Origin of the sequence: Alysiella sp., from assembly GCF_030525755.1 — a bacterium.
In the GTDB taxonomy this organism is placed as follows: Bacteria; Pseudomonadota; Gammaproteobacteria; order Burkholderiales; family Neisseriaceae; genus Simonsiella.
In genome coordinates, this window is sequence record NZ_JAUNEC010000056.1 from 1 (window position 1) to 11256 (window position 11256).

General features: G+C 45.7%; 12 protein-coding genes and 1 pseudogene. All 13 read left to right on the forward strand.

Features of this window, described 5'->3' with window-relative positions; translation table 11 throughout:
* Nucleotides 1–329: 329 nt before the first annotated feature.
* Nucleotides 330–998: a DUF3108 domain-containing protein gene (locus tag Q4B82_RS08495; protein WP_303066025.1), complete on the forward strand. Its 669-nt coding sequence runs from the start codon at nt 330–332 to the stop codon at nt 996–998.
* 114 nt (nt 999–1112) lie between these two features.
* On the forward strand, nt 1113–1934 hold the full coding sequence (aroE, locus tag Q4B82_RS08500; RefSeq protein ID WP_303066026.1) for a shikimate dehydrogenase: 822 nt from the start codon (nt 1113–1115) through the stop codon (nt 1932–1934).
* Entirely contained in the window at nt 1931–2617 is a 687-nt protein-coding gene (mtgA, locus tag Q4B82_RS08505; protein ID WP_303066027.1) for a monofunctional biosynthetic peptidoglycan transglycosylase, read from the forward strand. The genes aroE and mtgA overlap by 4 nt, the downstream gene beginning before the upstream one ends.
* A 114-nt stretch (nt 2618–2731) precedes the next feature.
* A complete protein-coding gene (locus Q4B82_RS08510; RefSeq protein WP_303066028.1) occupies nt 2732–3403 on the forward strand; it encodes an SCO family protein in 672 nt (223 codons plus the stop codon).
* Nucleotides 3404–3460: 57 nt separating this feature from the next.
* Nucleotides 3461–4123: an ATP phosphoribosyltransferase gene (hisG, locus tag Q4B82_RS08515; protein ID WP_303066029.1), complete on the forward strand. Its 663-nt coding sequence runs from the start codon at nt 3461–3463 to the stop codon at nt 4121–4123.
* Nucleotides 4123–4866: a hypothetical protein gene (locus Q4B82_RS08520; protein ID WP_303066030.1), complete on the forward strand. Its 744-nt coding sequence runs from the start codon at nt 4123–4125 to the stop codon at nt 4864–4866. Before hisG ends, Q4B82_RS08520 begins: the two co-directional genes overlap by 1 nt.
* A gap of 60 nt (nt 4867–4926) precedes the next feature.
* Nucleotides 4927–5655, forward strand: a pseudogene (locus Q4B82_RS08525) (NYN domain-containing protein); the annotation flags it as partial.
* Between the two features lie 573 nt (nt 5656–6228).
* Complete coding sequence (locus tag Q4B82_RS09540) at nt 6229–6426, forward strand: hypothetical protein (protein WP_368501354.1); 198 nt, start codon at nt 6229–6231, stop codon at nt 6424–6426.
* Between the two features lie 4 nt (nt 6427–6430).
* On the forward strand, nt 6431–7399 hold the full coding sequence (gene rfaE1, locus Q4B82_RS08530) for a D-glycero-beta-D-manno-heptose-7-phosphate kinase (RefSeq protein WP_303066031.1): 969 nt from the start codon (nt 6431–6433) through the stop codon (nt 7397–7399).
* A 190-nt stretch (nt 7400–7589) separates the two neighbouring features.
* A complete protein-coding gene (gene glyQ, locus Q4B82_RS08535) occupies nt 7590–8486 on the forward strand; it encodes a glycine--tRNA ligase subunit alpha (protein WP_303066032.1) in 897 nt (298 codons plus the stop codon).
* Nucleotides 8487–8531: 45 nt separating this feature from the next.
* Entirely contained in the window at nt 8532–9134 is a 603-nt protein-coding gene (locus Q4B82_RS08540) for a hypothetical protein (RefSeq protein ID WP_303066034.1), read from the forward strand.
* 42 nt (nt 9135–9176) lie between these two features.
* A complete protein-coding gene (locus Q4B82_RS08545) occupies nt 9177–10154 on the forward strand; it encodes a hypothetical protein (protein ID WP_303066035.1) in 978 nt (325 codons plus the stop codon).
* 62 nt (nt 10155–10216) lie between these two features.
* A partial coding sequence (gene glyS, locus Q4B82_RS08550; RefSeq protein WP_303066036.1) for a glycine--tRNA ligase subunit beta occupies nt 10217–11256 on the forward strand: 1040 nt, incomplete at its 3' end.

Below are 11256 nucleotides of genomic sequence, written 5' to 3' on the forward strand. Positions count from 1 at the left end.
TATCTGCCAAAGCAGGGATTTTTTGCGGCACACCCGCTTGTTCCAACAGCTCAATAACCCATTCACGGCTGGGAAGGGGGTGGTCGTATTTTTGTTTTTCACGTTGTAAATAAGGGTCTTTTTCTCTTAATGATGTGTTTTTTTTCTTGTTTTTGTTCACAATTTTTCCTTTAATTTATTGTTATTGTCTCAAAGTGGACACTTTAACCCAAACACGCCACAAAAGCAAAAAATGTCTTAATTTCAAGCACAAAATCACATTTTGCAACGGTTTTTAACACAAAATCCAGTATCATCGCCTTTTCTCTAAATACTGTGAAAGCCCATTTATGAAACATACACTCCTTACCGCCACCCTGTTTGCAACCTTATCTTTGCCCGTTCAGGCAGCCGAAATCCCTGATTCCGCCACTTTACAATACAGCGGCAGCTACGGCATTCCTGCTACCATGAGTTTTAAACGCCATAACGACAATTACACGATTGTCGCCAATATCAATGTGCCGTTTTACACCATTCGTTTTGAAAGTAGCGGCAAAATCGTGGGTACACAACTCTACCCCAGCCATTACAAAGACACCCGCAATGGCAAAACCTATGCTTCGGCACAATTTTCAGGCAACCAAGTTACTTACGGTCGCCACAACAGCGTGAGAACTGAAACGGTATCGGGTCGCGTCATGGATTTGTTTACCCTATCTTGGCAACTGGCATTTGAAGAAGGCAAGTTGCCAAGTGGCATCAACAAAATCACCAACGGCAAAAAGCTGTACCCTGTTGGTGGCATACAATCGGCAGGCAGCAAAGTTGCCAAAGTAGGCGGTGGCAAAACCAACATCAACCAGTTTACAGTTAAACGTGGCGATGACACCGTGTTGTACGCTTTTGCCCCTGCTTTGGGTGGCGTACCTGCCATCATCAGTTATCATGATGGCGACAACAAATACAATTTAACCCTCAAATCCGTCAGCATCAATGGTCAAGTGGTCAAACCATAAATTACTGATGATTTTCAGGCAGCCTAAAACGCATTTTTGAATACGGTACATCTGTTGGCTTTTACACACAATTAAAGCTAAAATACACAACGTAAGCAATACGGATAAACACAGATGAACACGCCACTTTACACCGTTTTCGGCAACCCCATTTCCCACAGCAAATCGCCTCAAATTCATCAGCATTTTGCCGCACAAGAAGGCATTCAAATTGAATACACGCGCAGCTTTGCTGAAAATGATGTGGCATCGTTTCAGGCAGCTGTCAAAGCGTTTTTTCAAAATGGCGGACAGGGCGCAAACATCACTTTACCATTTAAAAGCTTTGCCTATGATTTTGCCGACTGCCACAGCGAACGCGCACAGGCTGCGGGTGCAGTAAATACCTTTGTACCACAAGAAGATGGCAGTCTGTTTGGCGACAACACCGATGGTGCAGGTTTAATCCAAGATTTGCGCGACAATCTCAACATCAATTTACGCGACAAACATATTTTGATTTTGGGTGCAGGTGGCGCAACGCGTGGCGTGGTACTGCCTTTGCTGACGCAACAAGTCGCCTCCATAACCATCGCCAACCGCACCCATGAAAAAGCCATAGAATTGGCAAAATCATTTGATGTGCACGCCCTGCCCTTTAAGCAACTTTCAGGCAACTACAACATCATCATCAACGCCACATCAGGCAGCCTGAACAACGCCATACCCGATATTCCTGCCTCTGTGTTTTCAGGCAGCCTACTGGCTTATGATATGTTTTATGCCAATCAAACCACAACTTTCATGAATTTTGCCCAACAAAACGGTGCAACACAAACGGCCGATGGCTTGGGTATGCTGGTTGGACAAGCTGCCGCTTCCTATTTTCAATGGCGTGGCTTCATGCCCCAAACCGCGCCCGTCATCGCAGCCATTCGCACGGAGATGACGGCGTGAAAATCCTGAAATATGCATTGTTATCGCCTTTAATTGCCTTAATCTTGTTCAATGTGTACGCTTATGGCAACATCATTGCCTATCGCACTTTACCCCCTCACCGAACAGCATTCATGAATATGCGCATGAATGAATTGGCACAAAGTCGCCCCAATGTTCAACTGGATTACCGTTGGACAGCGTATCACCACATTTCCGATAATCTCAAAAAAGCCTTAATCGCATCAGAAGATGCCCATTTTGCCGAGCATCAAGGCTTTGATTGGAACGGCATACGCCATGCGATACAACGCAATGAACGCAGCGGAAAAGTCCGTGCAGGTGGCTCAACCATCAGCCAACAACTTGCCAAAAATCTGTTTTTAAATGAAAATCGCAGTTACATACGCAAAATACAAGAAGCGCTGTTTACCGCCATGCTAGAGTCATCCACCGATAAAGACCGTATTTACGCACTCTATTTAAATGTCATTGAATGGGACTACGGCGTATATGGCGCAGAAGCCGCTGCACAACGTTTTTACAAAAAAACAGCCGCCCAATTAAACCGCACCCAAGCTGCACAGTTGGCAGCGCGTGTACCCAAACCACTCTACTACGCCGATCACCCACAAGACAAAGGTTTACGCCACAAAACCAACATCATTTTGCGGCGCATGGGTTCAGCCGAATTACCCGAGTAATGCTGCTTTACCATACACAAAAAATTGTGATGCACAAAGCACAAACAACTTACCCACATTTTCAGGCAGCCTGAAACTTTACTGCATCAGTATCTTAATTTGGAACATCACAAAATGCACACAACCTTAACCCCATTGGGCATCAGCTTACTCTTCTTGACTGCTTGCAACCCACAACCCAACTCCGCACCACAAAACACCACTTCCAACACGCTTTCGGCTTCATGCGTTCAAGCAGCCAGCACCGTTGCACACCATCATAATCATATTGTTAAAAGTACCGACATTCGTCAAGATAAAATGGGGGGTGATTTCACACTAACTGACAAGCAAGGCAAACCCTTTTCCATAAGCAACCTAAAAGGCAATGTCGTGATTTTGGCATTCGGCTTTACCAACTGCCCTGATGTGTGTCCCACCGAATTGTTTGTGTACAGCGAAGCCTTGAAACACTTGGGCAAACAAGCCGATAAAGTGAAAGTGGTGTTTGTCAGCGTGGATCCCGAACGCGACACGCCCGACTTAATCAACCGTTATGTCCAACAATTCAGTCCCGATTTTATCGGTTTAACTGACACACAAGGCGGACAGGCATTGGCACACGCCAAACAACTTTACCAAATCGTTGCCCATAAAACCGAAGTCCAATCCGATAAGCTGTATAATGTGGACCACAGCGCAGGCGCGTATTTATTGGACAAAAATGGTAACGCTGCTTACTTCGCACCCTATGGCATTGAAGCACTGCAATTGGCAGAAGATTTAAAACAACTGTTGGCAGAATAACCTCATTTTTTAGGCTGCCTGAAAACCTTTCAAGCAACCACAATCCGAAAAAACACCATGCAAAATACCTTAACCATCGCCCTATCCAAAGGGCGCATTTTTGAAGAAACCCTCCCCCTTTTGGCAGCCGCAGGCATCACACCAACCGAAGACCCAGAAGCCTCACGCAAACTCATTATTGACACCAATCACAACAACATCCGTTTGGTGATTGTTCGTGCCAGCGATGTGCCAACCTATGTGCAATACGGCGCGGCTGATTTTGGCATTGCAGGACGCGATGTGTTAATTGAGCACGGTGGTGACGGCTTATATCAACCCTTGGATTTAAACATAGCCCAATGTCGCATGATGGTTGCGGTAAAGAAAGGCTTTGACTACGCTACTGCCAGTCAAGCAGGTCGTCGCTTGCGCGTTGCCACCAAATATCCCAACATTGCCGCACAACACTTCGCCGCCAAAGGCGTGCATGTGGATATCATCAAACTATACGGCTCAATGGAGCTGGCACCTTTGGTCGGATTAAGTGATGCCATTGTGGATTTGGTCTCTACAGGCAGCACACTCAAAGCCAATAATTTAGAAGCCGTAGAACACATTAACGACATTTCCAGCCGACTTATCGTCAATAAAGCCGCCCTGAAAACCAAATACCCCCTACTACAACCCATTCTTGAAGCCTTTTCAAGTGCCATACCAAACAACACAAGGAGAACATGATGTCCCCCTATCTCTTATTGGATTTAGCCAAAATTCATGTTGCCAACAAACGCATTCCTTATCAACATGCACGTGTAGGTTTAATGGTAAAACTCAAACAAGCCAAACACTTAATCTCACCCGAAGAACCACACAGCGTCTATGTGCTGCCTGAAAAAAAAGCCGCCAAAAGCATCATTCAGGCAACCGCAGACATTTTGCACATTCACCCCAATGCACACATCGCCATTGTGTCGCCCCGCAAAAAATTACCCCCACTCATCACAGAATTGGCGCAACAACACCCCCACGCACACATCTTATTAAGCCACAAGGTTAGCAAGAATGTGCGCCGTTTTCTCAAAACCCCTTTTTTAGAAAACATACTCAATGAACAAAACATCATTGAAGAAACAGCACAACCCATTCAAGCAGCCACAGACCCCATGCTGCCTGAAACAACCACGCCAATCGCCGAAACCACTCACGATGAAGGTGAAGCCAAAATCATTCACGAAACATTGGGGCAATACCCTCGCGACACCGTCTTTACCCTATTATCCGACAACCGCGAAGACGACCAAGAACTGATTGCCGCCCTGCGTATGCTCAAAAAAAATCGTCCCAAAAAGAAAACAGATTTGGTGCGCCTATTGAGCAACCACATTCACAATAACCTACAACAAACACAAGCCCTTGTGATTAAACTGCAAGCAGAAGGCATCATCAAAATTGATGCAGCCGAAAACGTGCGTTATTCCTAAACCCATTCAGGCAGCCTTCTTCATAGGCTGCCTAAAAACCCAGATTGAGCAAACCCAAACATGACCAACAGCAACAAAAAACTCGCCGTACTCATCGATGCCGACAACGCCCCAGCCGACATCATAGACCGCCTATTAGAAGAAATTGCCAAATACGGCATCGCCAGTGTCAAACGCATTTATGGCGACTGGAGTCATGGCTTATCCAAATGGAAAGCCGCACTTTTGCCACACGCCATCATACCCGTACAACAATTTGCCTACACCAAAGGTAAAAACGCCACCGATATGGCATTGGTCATAGATGCCATGGACTTGCTGTACAGCGGCAATTTTGACGGCTTTTGCTTGGTATCCAGCGATTCCGATTTCACACGTTTAGCAAGCCGCATACGCGAAAGCGGTTTAGAAGTCTATGGTTTTGGCGAGAAAAAAACCCCAGAATCTTTCCGTCAAGCCTGCGACAAATTCACTTACATTGAAATTTTCCGTCCTGAAAAACCACAAACCATCAAAAATCCCCAAACCCATCGTCCCATGCCTGAAACCATTTCAGGCAGCCTAGATACCAGCAAATTAACTCAACTCATCAAACGCGCCGTTAAAGAAAATGCCGATGATTTAGGCTGGGCAAATTTGGCGTCTATCGGCAACTACATCAGCAAAGTCAGTCCTGATTTTGATGCCCGCTTATATGGCTTTAGCAAACTTTCTGAATTAATCAAATCTTTGGATTTATTTGAATACCGCAGCGACAACAATCAACTGCAAATCCGTTATCGCAAAACCCCAAACAACAAAACCGAAACGCCTGACACCATTGTGGCACAAGAAAAACCCACTTCCCTTGTTTCAAGTAGCCCTGTCGCCAACCTTAACACCCCTAAAAAACGCGGTAGAAAGCCCAAAAATGCCGCTGAAATTGTGGCAGCACCCACACAAACCGAAAACCACACAACCGTTTCAGGCAGCCCTATACCACCCGAAAACACCCCTAAAAAACGTGGCAGAAAACCCAAAAATGCCGCCGAAATTGTGGCAGCACCCACACAAACCGAAAACCACACAACCGTTTCAGGCAGCCCTATACCACCCGAAAACACCCCTAAAAAACGTGGCAGAAAACCCAAAAATGCCGCCGAAATTGTGGCAGCACCCACACAAACCGAAAATCACACAACCGTTTCAGGCAGCCCTATCTCGCCCGAAAACACCCCAAAAAAACGTGGCAGAAAACCCAAAAATGCCACATTGGAAACCAAACCAACTCCTGTTTTCCCAAACGAAACCCATAGCCTTGAAACGGTCAAGACACGTCAAAACAAAATCCCCTTTGCCAAATTGATACCACAAATACAACAAGTGGTTGAACAACTGGCAAACAAAGAAGGTTGGGCAACATCAAACCAAGTCGCCAAAGCATTGGACAATTTATGGGACAGTCGCGACTACGGTTATGCCGACAATCGCGAATTGATTCGCAGCATTTATGCCGACTGGCTGCAAATTGACGAACAAGGACACATCCGCATCAATAAACGCTTTATCAGTAAAGAATAAAACCATGTACCACTTCACACCTCAATTAAACCGTTTTCAGGCAGCCAAAGTATTGGTGGTAGGCGATGTGATGCTAGACCGTTACTGGTTTGGCGATGTGAACCGCATTTCACCCGAAGCACCTGTTCCCATTGCCAAAATTGGCAAAACCGAGCATCGCGCTGGTGGTGCAGCAAATGTGGCTCGCAATATTGCCGCTTTGGGTGGACAAGTCGCGCTACTGTCAGTAGTAGGCAACGATGAAGCCGCCGATACCCTTACCCATTTATTGCAACAAGACGGTATTGCCAACCACCTACAACGTGGCAACACACCTACCACACTCAAACTGCGCGTTTTGGCACGTCATCAACAACTGATTCGTTTGGATTTTGAAGAAGCACCCGATACAGGCTGCCTGAAAACCCTTCAAACACGTTACAATGAATTGGTCTCACAATACGATGTTGTTATTCTGTCCGACTACGGCAAAGGCGTATTGAATGAAGTCGCCGCCATGATTGCCAGCGCGCGCAAGGCAAACAAACCTGTTTTGATTGACCCCAAAGGTTCGGACTACACCAAATACGCTGGCGCAACCCTGCTCACGCCCAACCGTTCCGAATTAAAAGAAGCCATTGGTGCATGGTCAGATGAAGCAAATTTAACCGAAAAAGCCCAAAATTTGCGTGAACAACTGGGTTTAGAAGCCCTATTGCTGACACGCAGCGAAGAAGGCATGAGTCTGTATCAAAAACACAATGTAGTGCATCAATCCACTCGTGCACAAGAAGTTTATGATGTTTCAGGCGCAGGCGATACCGTCATTGCCAGCATGGGTTTATGTTTGGCAGCAGGCTACCCTTTATCCGATGCCATGCACATCGCCAATGCTGCAGCAGGTGTGGTTGTTGCCAAGCTGGGAACAGCAACCTGTTCATTTACCGAATTACAAAATGCCCTAACTCAAAATGAATCATCTAATCCAAATTGATTTCGTCTCCAAACTTTAAGAACCCGAGTTCTTAAAGATTTACCCAATGTTTTCAGGCAGCCACAGAACACGACAAAAATATTCAGGCAGCCTGAAAATCCAGTAAAATGGCGCGGTTTATCGCTTTTCAGGCAGCCTGAAACGCCTTTTTGTTCCTTCTTTTATCCAGACTTTTTACAAAGAAAACATCATGCTGACTTTTCAAGAAATCATTTTCAAATTACAAACTTATTGGGCGGCACAAGGCTGCGCGATTATTCAACCCTTTGACATGGAAGTGGGCGCAGGCACTTCGCACCCGTCCACTTGTTTACGCGCGTTGGGACCCGAGCCTTGGAATGTGGCGTATGTTCAACCCAGCCGCCGCCCAAAAGACGGTCGTTATGGCGACAACCCCAACCGTTTGCAGCATTATTATCAATTCCAAGTGGCGTTGAAACCCGCGCCCGACAATATTCAAGATTTGTATTTGGGCAGCCTGAAAGAATTGGGCATAGACCCGACCGTTCACGACATTCGCTTTGTGGAAGATGACTGGGAAAACCCGACTTTAGGTGCGTGGGGGTTGGGCTGGGAAGTGTGGCTCAATGGCATGGAAGTAACCCAGTTTACTTATTTTCAACAAGTGGGCGGCATTGATTGTGCGCCTGTGTTGGGCGAGATTACTTACGGCATTGAACGCTTGGCGATGTATTTGCAAGGCGTTGAAAATGTGTATGATTTGGTGTGGACAAAAACGCCACAAGGCACGAATTTGACTTATGGCGATGTGTACCATCAAAACGAAGTGGAGCAATCCACCTACAATTTTGAATATTCAGACGCAGAATGGCTGTTGCGCCAATTCAACGATTACGAAGCGCAAGCCAAACGCCTTTTGGAACAAGAAGATGCACAATTGGCTTTGCCAGCCTATGAATTGGTGTTGAAAGCAGGACACACCTTTAACCTGCTAGACGCACGCGGCGCGATTTCCGTAACCGAACGTGCCACTTACATCGGTCGCATTCGCACTTTGAGCCGCATTGTGGCGCAGAAATTTGTGGCAAGCCGCGAGGCTTTGGGTTTTCCTTTGTTGAAACAGTAAGTTGTGTTTTTCAGACTGCCTGAAAATCATCAAATAGATGACATAATGAAGAAAAAACAGCATTTAACCTTCATTTTATTGAATGGATTTTTTGCATTTGCTTTCTCTCATGCTTATGCTTCCCCCCCATCATGCGATTGCACCAAACCATCCGAGCTACGCAGTCATGCTGAAATGTTGTGTTTGCGTCATAAATGTGGCTATGAGATTGATTTTTCGAAAAAAGCCGTATTACCACAAAATGATATGGCAAAACTCAATCAGGCAGTAATATCGGTATTGGGGCGTGACCATTTGGAGAATTTGAATGATGCTGCAATTGAACATTTTGTAACCCAAAAAATCCGCCATTTGCCAGCATCGCGCCAAACCGTCATTCGCAATCACAGTCAAAAAGATGAGTTGTTTGCAATATATTGGTATTTTGCCAATGGCTTGATTCAGTCATTGTCTGCTTTGCCTAAATTAAATGACCCGAATGCCGAAAAACTGCGCCAACAATGGTTGCATGATGTGCGTCAAACCGATGTGGATTTTGGCAAAGTGAGCGCGGAATCAGGTGTTTATCAAAGTGGCAAAGATTTTGATGAACTGATTCAGGAAATGAGCCAAGTCTTTGAACAGCACGGTTTACTCAGTATTGATTAACGGATTTTCAGGCAGCCTGAAAATGCCAAAAGGTTGAAAATCATGAAATATTTGCCGATTTTGATGATGATGTTGTTGCCACATTTGGCATTTGCCGAAGTGTCTGCCGAACAAGCGCGTGCAGAACGCGAACGCCAATGGCAAGCCGAATACGAACGTGAAATGGCGAAACAATTCCCAACCTTGCAGCAAGAAACCACTTTGGCAGGCATCACCATGCCCGCAGGCACAAAATTGGGATTGTTGAGCAAACACAGCGTTGGCGAAGAAGCAGTTAAACCCGAATATTTTGAAACAGCCGAATTTCCACAAGCGGTGATGTGGCAGGGTTTGCCGTTGAAGTCCATCCATCGCCGTTTGGACAGTTCGCATTGTTTTGAACGGCACAATTTTGATTTTGACCTGTGCAAAACGCTGCCTGAAAAAGAGCGTCAAACCCAAATTCATTGGGGTTGGTATTTGGATACCGAATTAGCAAAACCAAGTAAAATCAACGGCTTTATCTGTAAAGACGAAGTGCATTGGAAACGCCCCGAAATCCTGAAACCTTACCCTATGGACAAAGTGCCAAACGTTTCTGCCGAGCAGCCTTCGCCCGAATTTGTGTTTGATATGTGCGTGTTGGCAGAAGGCAATGAATTTCAAAGCAAAAATGGCGAATTAAGTTTCAGGCTGCCTGAAAAAAGTCGTATTTTCCGTACGGGTTTCACGGGCGATTTTCCAGATATGTGGACGGGCAATGATTATGGCGATACTTTATCTTTTAATTTGTTTGATTTAAAAGATGGAACATGGTATTTGGATTTAGCAAGCCGCGATTTACACGAAGTATCAGGTACGGTTGTGAAAAATACGCCAACTTGCCCGATTGAGCCACAATCTTATGTGGAATGGCATGCCAGCCAGCCTGAAACGTTGAAGGTTTACAGCAAAACGCCTGTTTCACAATGCGGCAAATTTAAAATTGAAAAGCTGAAAAATCCGCCACAACAAATGGAATTTTTGGATTTGATAATCTGAATGTTATTTCAGTCAGTCTGAAAAACTTTAATTGATTGATTTTAATAAAACGAAAGAAAACAATGTCCCAAACCCTTTTAATTGAATTACTTACCGAAGAACTCCCCCCCAAAGCCCTGAACAATTTGGGCAACCACTTCGCCGCCGCCATTGCCGAAGGCTTGGAAAAAGCGCAACTGATTGACGGCGAAACGAAATTCACTGCCTACGCATCGCCACGCCGTTTGGCGGTAGCCGTGCAAAATGTGAAAGCGGTGCAAGCCGACCAGCAAATCGTCAAAAAAGGCGTGTCGGTGGCGGTGGGCATGAAAGACGGTGTGCCAAGCAAGGCTTTGGAAGGCTTTGCGCGTTCGTGTGGCGTGGAAATCGGCAGCCTGAAAATCATCAATGACGGCAAACAAGATGTGTACGCGCATGAATTTACCCAATCAGGTCAAACACTTGCCGTTTTACTGGGCGACATCGTTCAGGCAGCCGTGAAAAAATTGCCCATTCCCAAAGTCATGCGTTGGGGCAGCAGCACCCACACCTTTGTGCGTCCTGTTCACGGCTTGATGGCTTTGCATGGCAACCAAATTGTGCCGATTAACGTGCTGGGCTTGGACAGCAGCAATCAAACTTTGGGACACCGTTTCTTGTCGCAAGGCGCAATCGTGTTTGCCCAAGCCGATGATTATGCAACACAATTAGCCGAACAAGGCAAAGTCATCGCCCAATTTGCCGAACGCAAAAACCACATCAAATCTGAATTGGACAAAATCGCAGGCAGCCTGAACGCCACCGTTGCCGCCGATGAAAGTCTGTTGGACGAAGTAACCGCTTTGGTGGAATATCCCGTTGTTTTACAAGCCAGTTTTGATGAAAAATTCTTGGCGGTGCCACAAGAATGCCTGATTTTGACCATGCAGCAAAATCAAAAATATTTCCCGCTTTTGGATAAAAACGGCAAATTGATGAACCAATTTTTACTGGTATCCAATTTGCAAACGGCTGATTCTTCACACATTATTCACGGTAATGGACGTGTTTTACGCGCACGTTTGTCGGACGCGGAATTTTTCTACAAGCAAGACCAAAAAGCGGATTTGGCAAGCCGTTTGCC

Excerpts from the sequence above, each read along its gene's own strand:
- Q4B82_RS08495 (WP_303066025.1), top strand. The coding sequence starts at position 330 with ATGAAACATACACTCCTTACCGCCACCCTGTTTGCAACCTTATCTTTG.
- aroE (WP_303066026.1), top strand. The coding sequence starts at position 1,113 with ATGAACACGCCACTTTACACCGTTTTCGGCAACCCCATTTCCCACAGC.
- Q4B82_RS08510 (WP_303066028.1), top strand. The coding sequence starts at position 2,732 with ATGCACACAACCTTAACCCCATTGGGCATCAGCTTACTCTTCTTGACT.
- hisG (WP_303066029.1), top strand. The coding sequence starts at position 3,461 with ATGCAAAATACCTTAACCATCGCCCTATCCAAAGGGCGCATTTTTGAA.
- Q4B82_RS08520 (WP_303066030.1), top strand. The coding sequence starts at position 4,123 with ATGTCCCCCTATCTCTTATTGGATTTAGCCAAAATTCATGTTGCCAAC.
- rfaE1 (WP_303066031.1), top strand. The coding sequence starts at position 6,431 with ATGTACCACTTCACACCTCAATTAAACCGTTTTCAGGCAGCCAAAGTA.
- glyQ (WP_303066032.1), top strand. The coding sequence starts at position 7,590 with ATGCTGACTTTTCAAGAAATCATTTTCAAATTACAAACTTATTGGGCG.
- Q4B82_RS08540 (WP_303066034.1), top strand. The coding sequence starts at position 8,532 with ATGAAGAAAAAACAGCATTTAACCTTCATTTTATTGAATGGATTTTTT.
- Q4B82_RS08545 (WP_303066035.1), top strand. The coding sequence starts at position 9,177 with ATGAAATATTTGCCGATTTTGATGATGATGTTGTTGCCACATTTGGCA.